Here is an 18,279-nt window from a genome sequence, read left to right as displayed (position 1 = left end):
GGCGCCGACGCGGCAAGACAAGGCGCAGGCGTGCGCGATGCGCGCAACGCAGGGTTCCCGATAGCACCTCGATGAAACGCCGCGCCTGCGGCGTTTTTTGTGCGGCACTGGAGAGCGGGACCGAAAACGGAGAAGGGCGATGCGCATCGGTGTTCCGAAGGAAACCAAGCCGCAGGAAGGGCGCGTCGCGCTGGTCCCGGCTGCCGCGGGTGACCTGGTCAGGCGCGGACACGAGGTCTGGCTCGAGCACGATGCCGGTGCGAAGTCCGGCTTCACCGACGCGGACTACAGCGCGCTTGGCGTCGGGATCGCGCCGGACGCCGCCGCGCTGTATGCGGCCGGCGAGCTGATCGTCAAGGTCAAGGAGCCCATCGCCGGCGACCTCGCGCACCTGCGCCGCGACCACCTGCTGTTCTGCTACCTGCACCTGGCCGCGGAGCCCGCGCTGACCCGCCGGTTGCTGGACATCGGGCTGACGGCGGTCGCCTTCGAAACCGTCGAACTTCCCAACGGCGACCTGCCGCTGCTGGCGCCGATGTCGGTGATCGCCGGGCGCATCGGCGTCCAGGTCGGCACCCAGCTGCTGCACACGCCGATGGGTGGCAAGGGCACGCTGCTCGGCGGCCTGCCATCGACGGGGCGCGGCAGCGTCGTAGTCTTCGGCGCCGGCCGTGCGGGCGGAGCCGCCGCGGCGCTGGCCGCGGCCGGTGGCGCCAACGTCACCGTGTTCGAGATGCGCCCTGATCGCATGGACCAGATGATGCAGCTGGGCAACAACGTCACCGCGCTGTACCCGTACCAGGACGTTGTGGCGCGCGCGGTGTCGCGCGCCGACCTGGTGGTGGGCGCGGTGCTGGTCACCGGTGCCAAGGCGCCCAAGGTGCTGACCCGCGGGATGGTCGCCGGCATGGAGCCGGGCAGCGTGCTGGTCGACATCGCGATCGACCAGGGCGGCTGCTTCGAGACCTCGCGCGCGACGACCTGGGAAGCGCCGACCTATGTGGAGGAGGGCGTGACCCACTTCTGCGTGACCAACATGCCGGGTGCCGTGCCGCGCACGTCGTCGCAGGCGATCTGCGCGGCGATCCTGCCCTGGCTGGACCGCCTGGCGAGCGGCCGCGACCCGGCGGACGATCCGGCCTTGGCGCGCGGCGTGAATGTCGCCGATGGCAGACTGGTGCATCCCGCCCTGCTCGACATGGCCCGCTGAGCACGCACTCGGGCGGAATGTGAGTAGAATCATCCCATTGCGAGCATTTCTTAAGGTCTGATCACACGTGGCAGCACGCCCCGCAATGGAACGCGGCACCCGCCGCAAGCGCAAGGCGGCGCCAACGGCGGCCGCAGCGGCCCCCAATCCCCGCCGCCAGAAGCTGCTGCGCGACATCGCGCTGATCGCGATCGCCCCGCTGCTGGTCTACCTGCTGGCGTGCATGGTGACCTACTCGCCGAGCGATCCCGGCTGGAGCAATGCCGGCAGCCTGACCGCGCCGCTCAACAACGCCGGCGGCCGCGTCGGCGCCTGGATCGCCGACGTGATGCTGGGCCTGTTCGGCCACGTGGCCTTCGTGCTGCCGCTGATCCTCGGTGCCGTGGCGTGGATCGCGCTGTTCGGCATGGACACCGACGGCGACGGGCAGGCCGACCTCGGACCCGCGCTGCGCCTGGTCGGCATCGTCGGTTTCATCGTGTCCTCGACCGGTCTGCTGTACCTGCGCATCGGCGCGGTGGAAGGCTATTCGGCGGGCAGCGGCGGCATCCTCGGGCGACTGGTGGGCAACTCGCTGTACTCGGCCTTCGGTCCGGTGGGCGGCAACCTGTTCCTGCTGGCGCTGCTGCTGGTGTCGGTGACCCTGGCGACGGGCCTGTCCTGGTTCCGGGTGATGGACATCCTCGGCGGCTGGGTGATGAAGCTGCCGGCGCTGTTCCGCCGCGGCAGCAAGCAGGCCAGCGAGTGGCAGGAAGCACGCGCGCACCGCGAGGAGCGCACCGAGGTCCGCAAGATCGACACCGAGCTGCGCGCCAAGCGCGAGAAGGTGCGCATCGAGCCGCCACCGGCGCCGGTGGTGGAGAAGAGCGAGCGTGCGAAGCGCGAGCAGCAGATCCCGCTGTTCAACGTCGGCGACGGCACCGGCATCCCGCCGCTGGCGCTGCTGGACGATCCCAAGCCGCAGCCCAAGGGCTACGACGAAGGCACGCTGGAAACGCTGTCGCGCCAGATCGAGTTCAAGCTCAAGGACTTCCGCATCGACGCCCAGGTGGTCGGCGCCTATCCGGGTCCGGTGATCACCCGCTTCGAGATCGAGCCGGCGCCGGGCATCAAGGTCAGCCAGATCAGCTCGCTGGACAAGGACATCGCGCGCGGGCTGAGCGTGAAGTCGGTGCGCGTGGTCGACGTGATCCCGGGCAAGTCGGTGATCGGGCTCGAGACCCCGAACACCCACCGCGAGATGATCTACCTGTCGGAACTCCTGCGCTCCAAGGAGTACGACAAGGCTTCGAGCCTGCTGACGCTCGCGCTGGGCAAGGACATCGCCGGCCGGCCGACGGTCGCCGACCTCGCGCGCATGCCGCACCTGCTGGTCGCCGGTACCACCGGCTCCGGCAAGTCGGTCGCGGTGAACGCGATGGTGCTGAGCCTGCTGTACAAGGCCTCGGCCAAGGACCTGCGGATGCTGATGATCGACCCGAAGATGCTGGAGCTCAGCGTCTACCAGGGGATCCCGCACCTGCTGGCGCCGGTGGTCACCGACATGAAGGAGGCCGCCAACGGCCTGCGCTGGTGCGTGGCCGAGATGGAGCGCCGCTACAAGCTGATGAGCGCGGTGGGCGTGCGCAACCTGGCCGGCTTCAACAAGAAGGTGAAGGACGCGCAGGACGCGGGCCAGCCGCTGCTCGATCCGCTGTTCAAGAGCAACCCGGAATCCGGCGAGGTCGCCCAGCCGCTGGACACGATGCCGTTCATCGTCATCTTCATCGACGAATTCGCCGACATGATGATGATCGTCGGCAAGAAGGTGGAAGAGCTGATCGCGCGCCTGGCGCAGAAGGCCCGCGCGGCCGGCATCCACCTGATCCTGGCGACGCAGCGGCCGTCGGTCGACGTGATCACCGGCCTGATCAAGGCCAACATCCCGACGCGCATCGCGTTCCAGGTCTCGAGCAAGATCGACTCGCGCACCATCCTCGACCAGTCCGGCGCGGAAACCCTGCTCGGCCACGGCGACATGCTCTATCTGCCGCCGGGCACCGCGCTTCCGGAGCGCGTGCACGGTGCATTCGTGTCCGACGAAGAGGTGCATCGCGTCGTCGAGAACCTCAGGCAGTCCAGCGGCGGCCCCGACTACATCGAGGGCGTGCTGGAGGAAGTGCAGGCCATGGGCGACGGCGTGGTGGTCGGCGCGACCGGCCTGCCGGAATCGACCAGCAGCGGCGACGAGAGCGATCCGCTGTACGACGAAGCGGTGCGCGTGGTGACCGAGACGCGTCGCGCCTCGATCTCCGGCGTGCAGCGCCGGCTCAAGATCGGCTACAACCGCGCCGCGCGCCTGGTCGAGGCGATGGAGGCCGCGGGCGTGGTCTCGCCGCCCGAGCACAACGGCGACCGCAGCGTGCTGGCACCGCCTCCGCCGCAGTAGTGCGGTCCACTGTGGGGGCAACGCGATGACCGCGATCGCGGCTGTAGCCGCTCCCACAGCGGCCGTCCCACTGCGGCTGTTCCCGCGTCGGCTGTTCCCTGTGGGAGCCGCGATAGCGGCGATGGACCTGCGCTGTGCGTGATCCCGCATTCAGTCGACAGGCCGCACACTCGCGACGCATTCCGAGGAGAGTCACCGATGATCCGCATGCGCAACTGGCTGGCCGCGCTGGCCCTGCTGTCCACCGTCGCCGGCACCGCGTTCGCGGGCCCGCGCGACGACCTCGCCGCCTTCAGCGACGGGCTCAAGGGCCTGGACGGACGCTTTGAACAGAAGCTCTACGACCTCGACGGGCGCCTGAAGGAAACCTCCAGGGGCCGGGTCGCGCTGTCGGCACCGCGACTGTTCCGCTGGGAGTACGCCACGCCCTACGAGCAGCTGATCGTGGCCGACGGCAAGAAGGTCTGGGTGTTCGATCCCGACCTCGAGCAGGTCACGGTGCGTCCGCAGGGTCCGGAGGAGCAGAACAGCCCGCTGGCCGCCCTGGTCGACCCGGCCAAGCTGGAACGCGATTTCAACGTCCGCGAGGGCGGCGAGTCCGAGGGGCTGTCGTGGCTCCTGCTGTCGCCGAAGGATGCCCAGCAGGCCAGCTTCAGCAGCGCCCGCCTCGGGTTCCGCGGCCCGTCGCTGGCACGCATGGAGGTGGTCGACACCCTGGGCCAGCGCACCGAGGTCGTGTTCAGCGGCTGGAAGCGCAATCCGGTGTTCGAGCGCTCGACCTTCCGCTTCGTTCCGCCCGCGGGCGTGGACGTGGTCGGCGAGGGCTGAAGCCGGCGCTGCACGCGGCAGGCGAGGCGGTCGGACCAGGAACGGCGCGGCGGGTGGCCCCCTCCGCGCCGTTCCTGCGTTCAATCGAAGGTATCTGCTTCGAGCACCACGTCCATGCCGGCAGTCCACCGCGCCCCGCTGCTGCTCCTGGCCATGCTGTCCGTCATCGTCGCCCCGTGCGCGCTGGCGGACATCGGGGAGGGCAGGGCCAAGGGTGGGGGGGCTGCCGACACCATTTCGATCCCGGTGCCCGCCGGCGAGCAGGCCCAGGCCGCGGTCGCCGCGGTGCTGGTGACCACCCTGGGCGAGCGCTTCGACGACCCCGCTCTGGAGGTGCGCCTGGATCCGGCGGAGATCAGCGCCAGTGGTCCGCGCGACCAGGTCGTGCAGGGCCAGGGCCAGCTGAAACTGACCGGTAGCGGGGAGCAGGACTGGCTCGCCTTCCGCTACCGCAGCCGCTACGACGCGCTGTTCGGCACCGCCGGCTTTGCCGAAATCACCCTGGGCGGTGACGGCGAGGGCGAAAGCGAGCGCTTCGTTCCCAATGACGCACGCCTCCTGGTCGACCTGGAGACGCGGGTTGCCACGGAGTTCGAATCCTGGCCGGACGCCGGGCGCGTGTTCCTGCAGCTCGACGACATCAGCAGCCTGCAGTCGGGCCAGCGCTTCCTGCGCATCGAGGCCAGCGGCATCGCCGACTTCGGACCCGGCGGCAGCACCGCCGCCCACGTCGATGCGATCTACGACCTGCAGGCGGACCGCTGGCTCAGCATCGAGCACGAACTGGCGCCGAACATCGTCGCCCACGACGACGGCGGCACCGCGGGCTACTGAGCGGACGACCCGGCTTGGTATCGTGTCCGTCCCCCATCGCGTGGATGTGACGTGCCCCGCAAGCCAGCCCCGGACGCCGGCGGTCCCGGACTCCTGCCTCCCGATCCCGACGCGCTCGCGCTGCGCCCGCTGGCCGAGCGCATGCGCCCGCGCACGCTCGACGACATGGTCGGGCAGCAGCGCCTGCTCGCGCCCGGCTCGGCGCTGCGGCGCGCGGTCGAGTCCGGACGCGTGCATTCGATGGTGCTCTGGGGGCCGCCCGGCTGCGGCAAGACGACGCTCGCGCTGCTGCTGGCCGAATACGCCGATGCCGAATACCGCGCGATCTCGGCGGTCCTGACCGGCTTGCCCGACGTGCGCAAGGTGCTGGCCGAGGCCGACCACACCTTCGCCGGCGGCCGCCGCACCGTGCTCTTCGTCGACGAGGTGCACCGCTTCAACAAGGTCCAGCAGGATGCGTTCCTGCCGCACATCGAACGCGGGACGATCATCTTCGTCGGCGCCACCACGGAGAACCCTTCGTTCGAACTGAACTCGGCGCTGCTGTCGCGCTGCCGCGTGCACGTGCTCGAGGCGGTGTCGGTCGAAGACATCGAAACCGCGCTGCGGCGCGCGCTGGCCGACGATCAGCGCGGCCTTGGCGGCCGCGGCATCGACATCGGCGACGGGCAGCTGAGGCTGGTGGCCACGGCGGCCGACGGCGACGTGCGCCGCGCGCTGACCCTGCTCGAGATCGCCGCCGAGCTCGCCGGCGACGGCGGCAGGATCACCGACCAGACCCTGGCCCAGGTGCTGGCCGACCGCAGCCGCCGCTTCGACAAGGGCGGTGACCACTTCTACGACCAGATCTCCGCGCTGCACAAGTCGGTGCGCAGTTCGAACCCGGACGCGGCGCTGTACTGGCTTGCACGGATGCTCGACGGCGGCGCGGATCCGGGCTACCTGGCGCGGAGGCTGACGCGGATGGCGGTCGAGGACATCGGGCTGGCCGATCCGCGCGCCCTGGCCATGGCCCTCGAGGCCTGGGACGCCTACGACCGGCTCGGCAGCCCCGAGGGCGACCTCGCGCTCGGCCAACTGGCGATCTATCTCGCCAGCACCGCCAAGTCGAACGCCGCCTACAAGGCCCTTGGCGAGGCGAAGCGCGACGTCGCGGAATACGGCAGCGCCGAAGTGCCGATGCACCTGCGCAACGCACCGACGAAGCTCATGAAGCAGCTCGGCCACGGCACGGGCTACCAGTACGACCACGACGCCGAGGGCGGCGTGGCGCTGGGCCAGACCGGATTCCCCGACGCCATGGGCGAGCGCGTCTACTACCGCCCGGTCGAACGCGGCCTGGAAATCAAGCTGCGCGAAAAACTCGAACGCCTGCGCGCCGCCCGCACGCTCACGTAGACGCGACGTCAGAGCGACTGTAGGAGCGGCTATAGCCGCGATCGAGGGGCTGCGGCGCGCGTCCAGAATCGCGGCTGAGGCTGCGGCGCGCGTCCAGAATCGCGGCTATAGCCGCTCCAACAGGGCAGGTCTGAAGCCGTTGCAACAGTCGTGCGTCGCGCCTCAGGGTGGCGGCAGGCAGCCCAGCGCCGCCAGTGGCCCGGCCAGCGCGGGGATGTGCATCAGCCAGGGCGCCGCGATGGTCAGGAGCCCAGCCGCCAGCACCACCCCCCCGATCGCCATCCGCCATGGTCCACGCTGCAGCCACTGCCCGAGGCGCGCGCCCGACCAGGTCAGCGAGACCATCAGCGGCAGCGTGCCCAGGCCGAAGGCGGCCATGGTCAGCGCGCCGTTGCGGGCGTCGGCCTGCAGCCAGGCGGCGGCCAGCATCGTCGTGCTGAGGCCGCAGGGCATCCAGCCCCAGAGCACGCCCAGCGCGATGCGCTTGCCGGGGGTGTTGGCCGGCAGCAGCGGCCTCTGCAGCACCCGCAGCCGCTGCCACAGCGTGGCCCCGGGACGGCCGAGGAAGGCCAGGCGACCGCCGCGGTCGAGCAGGCGCAACGCCACCAGCACCAGGACCACGCCCACCAGCATGCGGGCACCGAAGGCCAGCCACGGGCTGCGCGCGGCCGCCAGGATCCCGCCGCCGATGCCGCCTGCGAGCGCGCCGGCGAGCACGTAGCCGCCGACGCGTCCGAGATTGGGCTGCATCGCCATCCACCAGCCGCGGCGTCCGCCCATGGCCGAAAAGCCGGTGGCGATGCCGCCGCACATCGCGGCGCAGTGCACCCCGCCCATCAGCCCGGTCAGCAGCGCCGCACCGATCGCGAGCCAGTCAGTCGGCATCGGTCCGGTCGCCCTGCGGCCGCCTTGTGGACTCGTTCTTGGGCATCGCTCCCGCCGGCGTGGCGGCGGCAGGCGGCTGGTCCGCGCTGTCGTCGCGCAGGATGTCGATGGCTGCGGCGTCGAGGTTCTCGAACTGGCCCTTCCGCACCGCCCAGCGGAACGCCCAGATCGCCACCAGCAGCAGCACCAGGCTCACCGGGATGAGGAACAGCAGGATGTTCATGCGGCGGGAATCCGCGCCAGGCGCAGCGCATTGACGGTGACGATCAGCGAAGACAGCGCCATGCCGAGCGCCGCGACCCAGGGCGTCACCAACCCGGCGGCCGCCAGCGGGATCGCCACCAGGTTGTAGCCCAGCGCCCAGGCCAGGTTCTGGCGCACGATGGCGCGCGTGCGCCGGGCCAGCGCGACCGCCGCGGGAATCCGCAGCAGCGACGGCGCGGTCAGCACCAGGCTGGCGGAGCGGTGGGCGAGGGCGGCGCCGCTGCCGATCGCGATCGAGACGTCGGCCCCGGCCAGCACCGGCGCGTCGTTGAGCCCGTCGCCGACCATGGCCACCACGCGCTCGCGGCCCTGCAGTGCACGCACGCTGCCGAGCTTGTCCTCCGGCGACTGCCGCGAGGCCGCACGGTCGATGCCGAGCTGGTCGGCGAAGGCGGTGACCGGTGCGGCGGCATCGCCGCTGGAGAGGTGCACCTCGATCCCCTGGCCGCGGATCCTGGCGATCGCCTCGGCGGCGTCGGCACGCGGCGACTCCTCGAGCACGAAGCGGGCGGCCGCCTCGGTGCCGTTGCCCAGCCACAGCGCGCCGTCATCGGCGCGGCCGACGGCGAACTCCGCGCGGCCCAGGCACCAGCGACGTCCGTCGACGGTTCCCGCGATGCCCTGGCCCGGATGCTCCTCCACGCCGTCCACGTCCAGGCCGGCATCCTGGCCCTCGAACGCACGCGCGATCGGATGCAGGCTGTCGCGCTCCAGCGCCGCGGCGATGCCGAGCACGTCCTCGATGTCGAAGCCGCCGAGGGCCTCGATGCGGGCCAGCGTCGGGCGGCCGCTGCCCAGCGTGCCGGTCTTGTCGAAGACCATGTCGGTGGCCCCGGCGAGCGAACCCAGCGCATCGGCGTCGTTGGCCAGCACGCCAAGCCTGGCCAGCGCGCCGTGGGCGACGGTGATGGCGGTCGGGACCGCCAGCGACAGCGCGCAGGGACAGCTGATCACCAGCAGCGCCAGCGTGACCTCCAGCGCCCGCGAGGGATCGTGGATGCGCCAGGCGATATGTACCAGCACCGCGACCACCAGGATGGCGGCGACGAAACGCCCCGAGACCGCGTCGGCCAGCTGCGCCACCCGCGGGCGGTGCGACTGCGCGCGGTCGACCAGGGTCTCGAGTTCGGACAGGCGCGTGCCCGCGCCCACGCGCTCGACGCGGATGCGCGCGGGCGCCTCGCGGCAGACCGTGCCGGCGTAGATCGTGTCGCCGGGCTGGTGCATGACCGGATGCGCCTCGCCGGTGAGCAGTGCCTCCTCGAAGCGGGCCGGGGCGTCCAGCAGCCGCCCGTCCGCGGGGACCGTATCGCCCGCCGCGATGCAGGCGATGTCGCCGGCCGCCAGCGCGGCGGTCGGGACCACCTCGCGGCTGCCGTCGGCGCGTTCGCGCGTGGCCAGCGCTGGCCGTGCCCGTGCCAGGGTGTCCACCTGGGCCACGGCGATGCGTCGCGCGCGCTGCTCCAGCATGCGCGCGCCCAGCAGCAGGAAGACGAACATCACCGCCGCGTCGTACCAGACATGGGCCCCGCCGCGCACGGTCTCGTAGACGCTGGCGAAGTAGGCCAGCAGGGTGGAGCTGGCGATCAGGGTGTCCATGCCCAGGTGGCGGTTGCGCAGCTCGCGCAGCATGCCGGCGATGAACGGCCAGCCGCACCAGAACACCACCGGCGTCGAGACCAGGAAGGTGATCCAGCGCAGGAAGTCGCGCGTGGGGACCGGCATCTGCTGGTAGACGTCGAGGTACAGCGCCTCGGCGAACATCATCGCCTGGATCGAGGCCAGGCCGGCGATGCCGATGCGCAGCAGGTCGCGGTTGCGCTGCGCGCCACGCTCGCGCTCGCGGTCGGTGCCGGTGGCCAGGTAGGGCACGTAGCCGAGCGCGGCCAGGCGGCGCAGCGGGGTCGACAGCGTCGCGCGCGCCGGGTCCCAGGTGATGCGCACGCGGCCGGTCACCGCGTTGGCCACCACCTCGCGCACGCCCGGCTCGCGGGCCACGGCGCGGTCGATCAGCCAGGCGCAGGCCGCGCAGCGCATGCCGTCGGTGAGCACGGTGATCTCGCGGCCGCCATCGACGTCGCGCACGTGCCCGGACTGGATGTCGTCGCGGTCGAAGGCCGCGAGCTGCGCTTCGAGGTCGACCGCCGCGCGGCCGGCCGGTTCCGAGCGGAGCCGGTAGTAGTCGACGAGGTTGGCGTCGCGGATCCATTGGGCGGCGGCGGCGCAACCATCGCAGCAGAAGCTGCGGACCTGGCCATCGACCTGGGCGGTCGCCGCTGCGGCGGGCAGGGTCTCGCTGCAGTGGAAGCAGCCGCCATGCACGCCCTGCGCGTCGCGCACGGCGGCGGCCGTGGCGACCGCGCCCGCGTTCACCTCACTCCCGCTCGCCGGAGATGGCCGGCTTCACGTGGGCCGCGCGCTGGCCTGCGGGCAGTCGGCCCTGCAGCCGCCAGGGCATGCCTTCGGGCATCAGCTCCAGCTTCCAGTCGTGGCCGAGGGCAAGTTCGGTCTCCGCGCGCCAGCCGTTGCCGGCGGGATCGGCGCGCAGCTCGAGGTCGGAGGCGGCCAGGGTGGGGTGGCGCAGCACCAGGCGCAGCGGCTGCTGGCGCTGGAACTCGCCGGTCACCGGCAGCACCTCGAGGAAGCCTTCGTCCACGCGCACGATCGCGCTCAGGCGCAGGTCGCGGGCGCGTGCATCCGGGCTGAGGTCGGACACCTGGATCTGGGCGGTGCGCGTCACCACGTCGCCCACCGAATCGCTGGAGTCGCGCGCCGCCAGGCTGACCAGGATCACCCCGGCGACCACGGAGGCCGCGGGCAGGCCCAGCACGAGCCACATCATCGGCTCGCGCCAGAACGGTCTTTTCTTGTCGTCGTCGGTCATCACATGGGTCCGAAGAAGCTGCTGTCGACCGTCTCGCTGGCACCGCCGTCGCCGGTTTCGACGCGGAAGGTGAGCGGGTGGCGGCCCTTGAGGGAGTCAGGCGCGGCGACGATGACCGGAACGCTGATCACCTGCTGCGGAGCCGCGCGCACGGCATCGAGGCGCGCACCGCGCAGTTCGATGCCGGACGCCGCACCCTCGATCACGATGCGGTAGGTGACCGCGTCGTCGCTCTTGTTCACGACCTTGATCGTGTAGTCGTTCTGGACCTCGCCGCCGCCGACCACGCGGTACAGGGCGTTGCGGTCGCGCAGCACCTCGACGATCAGCGGGCTGCGCGTGTTCACGCCGACCACCCACGCCACGGCCAGCACGAGCAGCAGGGCGCCGTAGATGAAGACCCGCGGCCGCGCCACGCGCGTGGGCTTGCTGTCGATCGCATTCTGGGTGCTGTAGCGGATCAGCCCGCGCTCGAAGCCCATCTTGTCCATCACTGAGTCGCAGGCGTCGATGCAGGCGCCGCAGGCGATGCACTCGTACTGCAGCCCGTTGCGGATGTCGATGCCGGTGGGGCAGACCTGCACGCACATGGTGCAGTCGATGCAGTCGCCGAGTTCATCGGGCGAGAACTTCGGCAGCGGCTCGGCGACCTCGCCGACCGCGCCCAGGGTGATCGAGCCCGCCGCCTGCACGCGATTGTCGGCCGCGGTCGGATGCAGGGCGGAACGGAACACGTAGTCGTAGGCGGTGACCTGGTCGAGCAGGGCGCGGCCACGTTCGGCGATGCTGCCCAGGCCGCGCTTGCGCGGGCCGCGCGGCTCGCCGCGCATCGGGTCGTAGGCGATGATCAGGGTGTTGCGGTCGAACATCGCGCTCTGGAAGCGCGCGTAGGGACACATGTACTTGCAGACCTGCTCGCGCAGGAAGCCGGCATTGCCCCAGGTGGCCAGGGCGTAGAACAGCACCCAGAAGGTCTCCCAGCCGCCCCATTCGAACGGCACCAGTCGCGCGCCCAGGTCGGTGATCGGGGTGAAGAAGCCGACGAAGGTGAAGCCGGTCCAGAGCGCGAACACTGCCCACAGCGCGTGCTTGGCGCCCTTGCGCAGCAGCTTCTCGCGCGTCCACGGGCCGGCGTCGAGCTTCATCCGCTTGTTGCGGTCGCCCTCGGTCCAGCGCTCCATCCACAGGAAGACTTCGGTCCACACCGTCTGCGGACAGGCATAGCCGCAGAACAGCCGTCCGGCGAGCGCGGTGAAGAAGAACAGCGCAAGCGCGGCGATGATCAGCAGCAGCGCCAGGAACAGGAAGTCCTGCGGCCAGAAGGTCAGCCCGAAGACGTGGAACTTGCGCGCCGGCAGGTCGAACAGCACCGCCTGGCGGCCGTCCCAGCGCAGCCACGGGAAGACATAGAACATGCCCAGCAGCCAGAAGACCGCCGCGACGCGCAGGGTGTTCAGGCGGCCGGACACGTCGCGCGGATAGACCTTGCGCTCGCTGACGTACATCGAGCCGCCAGTGTCCTCGGCGAGCTCCAGGGGAATGCGACGGCTCACTGCTTGTCCGGGGGAAGTGCCCTGTTGAAGCGGCTCGAGGGCCGCAGGAGGATCCAGGTGAACAGGCTCGAGGCCGCGGTCGCGACCCAGAACATGAAGAAGGCGATCGAGTATCCCAGGCTGCGGCTGATCGCGATCTCCGGGAAGGTGATGTCGCGCAGCGCGAGCGGATCGACGAAGGCCGAGAAGACCATCGTGGCCACGCACGCCGAGAAGAAGCTCGGCCACAGGATGGCGCCGACCCGCTGCGCCATGGGGCGCGGCGGGTGGTCGAAGCCCGGGCCGGGGGCGGCGCTCACTGGGCCTCCGGGGACCGCTCCGGATTCGCGCTGCCGCTGGACAGCGACCAGACGTACGACGCCACCAGGCGCGAGCGGGTTTCGCCCAGCAGGTCGCGGTGCGCCGGCATGACGCCATGGCGGCCGTTGTTGATGGTGTCCATGATCGACTCCACCGAGTTGCCGTACATGGTGTAGCCGTCGGTCAGGTCGGGCGCGCCCAGCTCCTGGTTGCCCTTGCCCTCGATGCCGTGGCAGGCCACGCAGACGCCTTCGTACAGGCCCTTGCCCTGGGCGGCGAAGAAGTCGTTCTCAGGGACTTCGCCGGCCAGCGAACGGACATAGGTGGCTACCGAGAGCACGGCGTTGTCGCCGCCCATGCCGGTGAGCACTGTGCCCCACTCGGGCATCACGCCCTGGCGGCCGTCGAGCACGCTCTGCAGGACCTGGTCCTCGGAGCCACCCCAGTGCCAGATGTCGTCGGTGAGGTTGGGATAGCCCACCGCGCCCTGCGCGGACGAGCCGTGGCAGGTGGCGCAGGTGTTGGCGAAGATCGCCCGGCCCAGTTCCACCGCGCGCGCGTCGCCGGCCAGCTGGGAGATCGGCTGGCCGTCGTAGGGACGGAAGGTCTCGGACAGGATCGCGTCCTGCCTGGCCTTGTCGGCGTCATGTTCGGACGCCGAGCTCCAGTTGCCGAAGCCCTTGAAGTTGCCCAGGCCCGGATACCACAGCAGGTAGCCGACCGAGTACACCATGGTCAGGTAGAAACCGATGATCCACCAGCGCGGCAGCGGCTTGTTGTATTCGGTGATGTCGCCATCCCAGACGTGGCTGGTGTCCTCGGGCTTGGGATCGCCCGGGCGGCGCCGGCTGGTCCAGGCCAGCAGGGCCCACAGGCCCAGCAGGTTCAGCACCACCAGCACGATGACGAAAATGCTCCAACCGGTGCTCATTCCCGCGACTCCTCGGCGTCGTCCTCAAGGGGCAGCCTGGCGGCTGCGTCGAACATGGCCTTGTGCGAAGGCCTCCAGATGAATGCCCAGCCGCCGACGAACAGCAGCAGCAGGAACAGGGTGATGATCCCTCCGGTCATTGCGCGGACCCCGCGGCAGTCGTTGCGGCCGCGGTGGCGGCGGTCGGCGCATGCCGGCCCAGGCCCTGCAGGTAGGCGACCATGGCGTCGAGTTCGGTCTTGCCCTCGACCGCCGCGGCCACGCCGGCGAGGTCCTCGTCGGTGTAGGGGTCGCCGAGGCGCTGCAGGTTGCGCATGTTGCGCGCGACCTTGGCGGGATCGACCTTCGCCTCGGCCAGCCACGGGAACGACGGCATGTTGGATTCCGGCACGACCGCGCGCGGATCGATCAGGTGCACGCGGTGCCAGTCGTCGGAGTAGCGGCCGCCGACGCGGGCGAGGTCCGGACCGGTGCGCTTGGAGCCCCACTGGAACGGACGGTCGTACACCGACTCGCCGGCGAGCGAGTAGTGGCCGTAGCGTTCGGACTCGAAGCGCAGCGTGCGCACCATCTGCGAATGGCAGTTGTAGCAGCCCTCGCGGACGTAGACGTCGCGACCGGCGAGCTCGAGCGCGGGGTAGGGCTTGACGCCGTCGAGCGGCTCGATCGCCTCGGCCTGGTACATCAGCGGCACGATCTCGGCCAGGCCGCCGAAGGACACGGCGACCGCGATCAGGATCATCATCAGGCCGACGTTCTTCTCGACCTTCTCATGGGCGTTGGGCGGCGGATTGGTCTTGTTGTCACTCATGTCAGGCTGCCTGGGTCGAAGCGCGGGCGCTGGAGGGGTCGGGCGGCATCACCGGATGCGCGACGGGGGCCTTGGCCATCTGGAAGGTCTTCCAGGTGTTGACCGCCATCAGGACCATGCCGGCGAGCACCAGCAGGCCGCCGCCGAGGCGCACGAGGTAGTAGGGATAGGTGGTGTTGAGCGCCTCGACGAAGCTGTAGGTCAGCGTGCCGTCGGCGTTGGTGGCGCGCCACATCAGGCCCTGCATGACGCCGGCGATCCACATCGAGACGATGTAGAGCACCACGCCCACGGTGTGCAGCCAGAAGTGCACGTCGATCCACTTGACCGAATGCATCTCCTTCAGGCCGAGCACGCGCGGCATCAGCGAATAGATCGAGCCGACGGTGATCATGGCGACCCAGCCCAGCGCGCCGGCGTGCACGTGGCCGACGGTCCAGTCGGTGTAGTGCGACAGCGAGTTGACGGTCTTGATCGACATCATCGGACCTTCGAAGGTCGCGATCATGTAGAACGACAGCGCCACGATCAGGAACTTCAGGATCGGGTCGGTGCGCAGTTTGTACCAGACGCCCGAGAGGGTCATGATCCCGTTGATCGCGCCGCCCCAGCTCGGGGCCAGCAGGATCAGCGAGAACACCATGCCCACCGACTGCACCCAGTCGGGCAGCGCGGTGTAGTGCAGGTGGTGCGGACCGGCCCACATGTAGACCGCGATCAGGGCCCAGAAGTGCACGATCGACAGGCGGTAGGAGTAGATCGGGCGCTCGGCCTGCTTGGGCACGAAGTAGTACATCATGCCGAGGAAGGCGGTGGTCAGCAGGAAGCCCACGGCGTTGTGGCCGTACCACCACTGCACCATGGCATCCACCGCACCGCTGTACACCGGGTAGGACTTGTCCAGGCCCGAGGGGATGGCGATGTTGTTGACGATGTGCAGCAGCGCGATGGTGATGATGTACGCGCCGAAGAACCAGTTGGCGACGTAGATGTGGCTCACCCGGCGCTTGGCGATGGTGCCGAAGAACAGCACCGCATAGGCCACCCAGACGATGGTGATCGCCCAGTCGATGGGCCACTCGAGCTCGGCGTATTCCTTGCCCTGGGTCATGCCCAGCGGCAGGGTGATCACCGCGGCCACCAGGATCGCCTGCCAGCCCCAGAACACGAAGGACGCCAGCTTGTCGGAGATCAGCCGGACGTGGCAGGTCCGCTGGACCACGTACAGGCTGGTCGCGAACAGCGCCGAGACGCCGAAGGCGAAGATCACGCCGTTGGTGTGCAGCGGGCGGAGGCGGCCGTAGGAGAGCCACGGAATGCCTTCGCCAAGGGTGGGCCAGTACAGCTGGGCGGCGATCAGCACGCCGACAGCCATGCCGACGATGCCCCAGAACACGGTCGCGATCGTGAACTGGCGCACCACCTTGTCGTTGTAATAGCCGGACCTGGCGTCACCCTGGACGCTGGGGGCGGCCGAAGCCACGGTGGCTGGGGTCGAGGACATGGATTGATGACCTTGGTTTGCGTGTGTGGATTCTCCCGCCCCGGAGCGGACCCTGGATTGATCGCAGTCAATTCCGGGGAAGGCGCATGCCGCTGGCGCCCTCTGAGCGGGCGCACGGCCGGTTCGGCCGGAGGAGGGAGGTGATGTTGCGGTGAACATTATAGGCCCGTGCACGCAAAAGGGCGCGCCGGAGCGCGCCCTGCAGCGTCCCACGCCGCACCGTGTGCGGCGCGCCCGGGTCAGGGAGTGACGACCAGCTTGCCCTTCATCAGCGCGGCGTGGCCGGGGAAGGAGCAGAAGAAGGTGTAGTCGCCACCGGCCTTGAGCTTGCTGCCCGCGAACGAGGCCTTGGTGCTTGCGCCGCCGCCGATCATGTCGGTGGCCGCGAGGACCTTGGCATCGCCCTGCGGCAGGTAGCCAGCGGCGGCACCGGCCTTGGCGCCGGCGGTGTTGATCGCCTGAACGTCCGGCGTTGCGGACACGACAACGTTGTGTCCCATCGCCGCCGCCGGAAGCTTGCCGGTGTGCTCGAGCTCGATGCTGATGGTCTTGCACGCGGCCGAGACGGTGATTTCCTTCTGGTCGAACTGCATGCGGTCGTCGCCCTTGAGCTTGATCGTGCAGTTGGACGCCACAGCGGTGCCGCCGAAGGCGAGCAGGCCGAGGCCCAGGGTGGCGATGATGAGCTGCTTCATGGTGTATCTCCTTGGGGGCTGATCGGGTGGACCGGCGGTGCCGCCGATCCATGCGCAACAGTATCGACCCGGCTCGCCGGCGCGGCCATGACCTGGGTCAAGCGGCTCCCATGAGCCAGAGCAGGCCGGCCGGGTGATGCGTCCGCGCGATGGAGTAGACGAAGCCGAACACCAGGAGGGCCGCGACGTAGGCCGCCAGCCGTACGCGCGCCGACCGGCCACGCTTCAGCGCCAGCGAGCCGAGCACCACATAGGCGACCAGCAGGACCAGCTTGGCCGCCAGCCAGCCGTTGGCGAACAGCGCGCCCGGCAGGATCGTGAGCAGCATGAGGGCCGCGGTCAGCAGGGTGGTGTCGATGGCGTAGCTCAGGTAGCGCACCGGCGCGGCCATGGCCCAGCGCGCCTGGCCCGCCTGCACCAGCAGCCCGCGGAGCAGGAACAGCAGGCCGCTGGCGACCGCCGTCGCAACGTGCACGGACTTGATCTGGGGATAGAACTCGATCACCGGCTCACCCCGGCTTTCCGTCCGCGCGCGGGATGAGGTAGATCCTGCCCAGGCGGATCGCCCAGGGCGCCAGCGCCACCAGCCAGCCGAACGCCGCGACCGCCCACCAGAAGCCGGCATCGGCCGAGACATCGGCCAGGATGCGCACGACGGTCACCAGCTGGATCGCCGCGAACGCGAACCAGGCCACGCCCGGCATCTCGATCCTGCGACCCGAATGCCCCTGGGTGACCCGCGTGACCATGGCCACCAGCAGGCTGCCGAAGAAGCCCACGAACAGTGCGTGGGCCGGGGCGCGGCCGAGGATGAAGCCTTCGCCGGCCAGCCAGGCCAGGCTCTGCGCCGAGTACAGCGCGAAGGTCACCGGCAGCCAGCCCAGGCCGATGAACAGCACGGCCAGGATCCCCGGCTTCGGTCCGCGCGGCCACCAGCGCCACACGGCGAGCAGGGACAGCGCCAGCAGCGGCAGGTCGGCCACCCACAGCCAGGCATAGGCGTGCATGAGCTCCAGGCCCAGGTGCAGCATGCACAGGGCCCAGAACGCGGCCAGCAGCCACAGCGGCCGCCACGACACGTAGCCGGCCACCACGTTGGCGGCGAAGAACGGGAACATCCGGTGCGCCACCGTGAGGTACACCGGCAGCAGCAGGCCGAAGGTGCCGATCTTGATGCTGGCGAAGATCCAGGTGGGCGCGCCCCCGAGCAGGGCGGCCCCGAAGGCCGCCAGCCCGACCCAGCCCAGCACCAGGGCGGCGAAGCAGGAACGGGCATGCCAGGTCCGGTTGCGGTCGCGCAGCACCAGGTCGCCGAGGAAGAACAGCCCGGCCATCCACCCGGCCAGGGTCATCGCCACGCCCACCTCGATGCCGGCCGGTGCGCCCAGCGCCCCGAGCAGCACCGCGATCTGCCCGCCGAACATGCCCAGGCCCACCGGCACGTAGTGCCAGCGGGCCGCGTCGGGCAGGCCCATCCAGCGCGGGAAGGTGGTCAGCAGGAAGCCGAAGATGAAGCTCGGCAGCATCTGGTACTGCATGACGATCGCATGCAGCCAGCCGGCGTAGGGCTCGGGCTGCGGCATCGCCAGCACCCCGGGCCAGCGGTTGGCCACCAGCCAGGCCGTCCACCACGCCATCGCCAGCAGCACGTTGCCGGTGCCGACGAAGAACATCAGCCGGTGCGGCGCGGCGGCGAGCTGCACGAACGGCGCCGAAGCGCCGCCGTGCCGGCCATGTCCCATGCCCGTGGCCAT

Annotated in this window: 18 protein-coding genes; 5 read left to right on the top strand and 13 right to left on the bottom strand. The window is 70.3% G+C overall.

Translation table 11 applies throughout. From position 1 onward, the window contains the following. The first annotated feature begins 139 nt into the window (after positions 1–139). The 5 genes from ald (at position 140) to JGR68_RS07480 (ending at position 6,698) form a co-directional block, all read left to right on the top strand. Complete coding sequence (gene ald / locus JGR68_RS07500; protein ID WP_199362049.1) at positions 140–1,210, top strand: alanine dehydrogenase; 1,071 nt, start codon at positions 140–142, stop codon at positions 1,208–1,210. A gap of 85 nt (positions 1,211–1,295) precedes the next feature. Further along, entirely contained in the window at positions 1,296–3,638 is a 2,343-nt protein-coding gene (locus tag JGR68_RS07495) for a DNA translocase FtsK (RefSeq protein ID WP_199362050.1), read from the top strand. A gap of 198 nt (positions 3,639–3,836) precedes the next feature. Beyond that, complete coding sequence (lolA, locus tag JGR68_RS07490; RefSeq protein WP_199362051.1) at positions 3,837–4,466, top strand: outer membrane lipoprotein chaperone LolA; 630 nt, start codon at positions 3,837–3,839, stop codon at positions 4,464–4,466. Positions 4,467–4,580: 114 nt separating this feature from the next. Continuing rightward, positions 4,581–5,300 carry a hypothetical protein gene (locus JGR68_RS07485; RefSeq protein ID WP_199362052.1) on the top strand — a complete coding sequence of 240 codons (720 nt, stop codon included), beginning with the start codon at positions 4,581–4,583 and terminating at the stop codon, positions 5,298–5,300. Positions 5,301–5,441: 141 nt separating this feature from the next. Then, positions 5,442–6,698, top strand: coding sequence for a replication-associated recombination protein A (locus JGR68_RS07480; RefSeq protein WP_199362259.1), 1,257 nt, complete (start codon positions 5,442–5,444; stop codon positions 6,696–6,698). A 162-nt stretch (positions 6,699–6,860) separates the two neighbouring features. Here the strand turns inward: JGR68_RS07480 and JGR68_RS07475 are convergent, their stop codons facing one another. The 13 genes from JGR68_RS07475 to JGR68_RS07415 form a co-directional block, all read right to left on the bottom strand. Beyond that, entirely contained in the window at positions 6,861–7,583 is a 723-nt protein-coding gene (locus JGR68_RS07475; RefSeq protein WP_199362053.1) for a sulfite exporter TauE/SafE family protein, read from the bottom strand. Continuing rightward, positions 7,573–7,806, bottom strand: coding sequence for a cbb3-type cytochrome oxidase assembly protein CcoS (gene ccoS / locus JGR68_RS07470; protein ID WP_199362054.1), 234 nt, complete (start codon positions 7,804–7,806; stop codon positions 7,573–7,575). Before ccoS ends, JGR68_RS07475 begins: the two co-directional genes overlap by 11 nt. Then, positions 7,803–10,220, bottom strand: coding sequence for a heavy metal translocating P-type ATPase (locus JGR68_RS07465; protein WP_234446462.1), 2,418 nt, complete (start codon positions 10,218–10,220; stop codon positions 7,803–7,805). Before JGR68_RS07465 ends, ccoS begins: the two co-directional genes overlap by 4 nt. Position 10,221: 1 nt before the next feature. Then, entirely contained in the window at positions 10,222–10,731 is a 510-nt protein-coding gene (locus JGR68_RS07460; protein WP_199362055.1) for a FixH family protein, read from the bottom strand. Next, entirely contained in the window at positions 10,731–12,284 is a 1,554-nt protein-coding gene (locus tag JGR68_RS07455) for a 4Fe-4S dicluster domain-containing protein (protein WP_234446461.1), read from the bottom strand. Before JGR68_RS07455 ends, JGR68_RS07460 begins: the two co-directional genes overlap by 1 nt. Next, positions 12,281–12,538, bottom strand: coding sequence for a hypothetical protein (locus tag JGR68_RS07450; protein ID WP_199362262.1), 258 nt, complete (start codon positions 12,536–12,538; stop codon positions 12,281–12,283). Before JGR68_RS07450 ends, JGR68_RS07455 begins: the two co-directional genes overlap by 4 nt. Before the next feature lie 41 nt (positions 12,539–12,579). Continuing rightward, entirely contained in the window at positions 12,580–13,515 is a 936-nt protein-coding gene (gene ccoP / locus JGR68_RS07445; protein ID WP_199362056.1) for a cytochrome-c oxidase, cbb3-type subunit III, read from the bottom strand. Then, complete coding sequence (locus JGR68_RS07440) at positions 13,512–13,655, bottom strand: cbb3-type cytochrome c oxidase subunit 3 (protein ID WP_199362057.1); 144 nt, start codon at positions 13,653–13,655, stop codon at positions 13,512–13,514. The genes ccoP and JGR68_RS07440 overlap by 4 nt, the downstream gene beginning before the upstream one ends. Continuing rightward, entirely contained in the window at positions 13,652–14,326 is a 675-nt protein-coding gene (gene ccoO / locus JGR68_RS07435; protein WP_199362058.1) for a cytochrome-c oxidase, cbb3-type subunit II, read from the bottom strand. Before ccoO ends, JGR68_RS07440 begins: the two co-directional genes overlap by 4 nt. 1 nt (position 14,327) lies before the next feature. Then, entirely contained in the window at positions 14,328–15,830 is a 1,503-nt protein-coding gene (gene ccoN, locus JGR68_RS07430) for a cytochrome-c oxidase, cbb3-type subunit I (protein ID WP_199362059.1), read from the bottom strand. Positions 15,831–16,069: 239 nt separating this feature from the next. Beyond that, a complete protein-coding gene (gene azu, locus JGR68_RS07425; protein WP_199362060.1) occupies positions 16,070–16,525 on the bottom strand; it encodes an azurin in 456 nt (151 codons plus the stop codon). A 97-nt stretch (positions 16,526–16,622) separates the two neighbouring features. Beyond that, positions 16,623–17,030: a SirB2 family protein gene (locus JGR68_RS07420; protein ID WP_199362061.1), complete on the bottom strand. Its 408-nt coding sequence runs from the start codon at positions 17,028–17,030 to the stop codon at positions 16,623–16,625. A gap of 4 nt (positions 17,031–17,034) precedes the next feature. Further along, the gene (locus JGR68_RS07415) at positions 17,035–18,279 is read right to left on the bottom strand and encodes an NnrS family protein (protein WP_199362062.1); all 1,245 of its coding nucleotides are present in this window, start codon (positions 18,277–18,279) and stop codon (positions 17,035–17,037) included.

Origin of the sequence: Luteimonas sp. MC1750 (assembly GCF_016615955.1) — a bacterium.
Classification (GTDB): Bacteria; Pseudomonadota; Gammaproteobacteria; order Xanthomonadales; family Xanthomonadaceae; genus Luteimonas.
The sequence above is the reverse complement of the archived record's forward strand: the minus strand, read 5'-3'. Positions and strand labels throughout refer to the sequence as shown.

What these genes read in the sequence shown, in the direction of transcription:
- JGR68_RS07475 (WP_199362053.1), bottom strand. Translation starts at nt 7,583, where the DNA reads ATGCCGACTGACTGGCTCGCGATCGGTGCGGCGCTGCTGACCGGGCTG.
- JGR68_RS07480 (WP_199362259.1), top strand. Translation starts at nt 5,442, where the DNA reads ATGCGCCCGCGCACGCTCGACGACATGGTCGGGCAGCAGCGCCTGCTC.
- lolA (WP_199362051.1), top strand. Translation starts at nt 3,837, where the DNA reads ATGATCCGCATGCGCAACTGGCTGGCCGCGCTGGCCCTGCTGTCCACC.
- JGR68_RS07485 (WP_199362052.1), top strand. Translation starts at nt 4,581, where the DNA reads ATGCCGGCAGTCCACCGCGCCCCGCTGCTGCTCCTGGCCATGCTGTCC.
- azu (WP_199362060.1), bottom strand. Translation starts at nt 16,525, where the DNA reads ATGAAGCAGCTCATCATCGCCACCCTGGGCCTCGGCCTGCTCGCCTTC.
- ald (WP_199362049.1), top strand. Translation starts at nt 140, where the DNA reads ATGCGCATCGGTGTTCCGAAGGAAACCAAGCCGCAGGAAGGGCGCGTC.
- ccoN (WP_199362059.1), bottom strand. Translation starts at nt 15,830, where the DNA reads ATGTCCTCGACCCCAGCCACCGTGGCTTCGGCCGCCCCCAGCGTCCAG.
- JGR68_RS07415 (WP_199362062.1), bottom strand. Translation starts at nt 18,279, where the DNA reads ATGGCCACGGGCATGGGACATGGCCGGCACGGCGGCGCTTCGGCGCCG.
- JGR68_RS07495 (WP_199362050.1), top strand. Translation starts at nt 1,296, where the DNA reads ATGGAACGCGGCACCCGCCGCAAGCGCAAGGCGGCGCCAACGGCGGCC.
- ccoP (WP_199362056.1), bottom strand. Translation starts at nt 13,515, where the DNA reads ATGAGCACCGGTTGGAGCATTTTCGTCATCGTGCTGGTGGTGCTGAAC.
- ccoO (WP_199362058.1), bottom strand. Translation starts at nt 14,326, where the DNA reads ATGAGTGACAACAAGACCAATCCGCCGCCCAACGCCCATGAGAAGGTC.
- JGR68_RS07450 (WP_199362262.1), bottom strand. Translation starts at nt 12,538, where the DNA reads ATGGCGCAGCGGGTCGGCGCCATCCTGTGGCCGAGCTTCTTCTCGGCG.
- JGR68_RS07440 (WP_199362057.1), bottom strand. Translation starts at nt 13,655, where the DNA reads ATGACCGGAGGGATCATCACCCTGTTCCTGCTGCTGCTGTTCGTCGGC.
- JGR68_RS07460 (WP_199362055.1), bottom strand. Translation starts at nt 10,731, where the DNA reads ATGACCGACGACGACAAGAAAAGACCGTTCTGGCGCGAGCCGATGATG.
- ccoS (WP_199362054.1), bottom strand. Translation starts at nt 7,806, where the DNA reads ATGAACATCCTGCTGTTCCTCATCCCGGTGAGCCTGGTGCTGCTGCTG.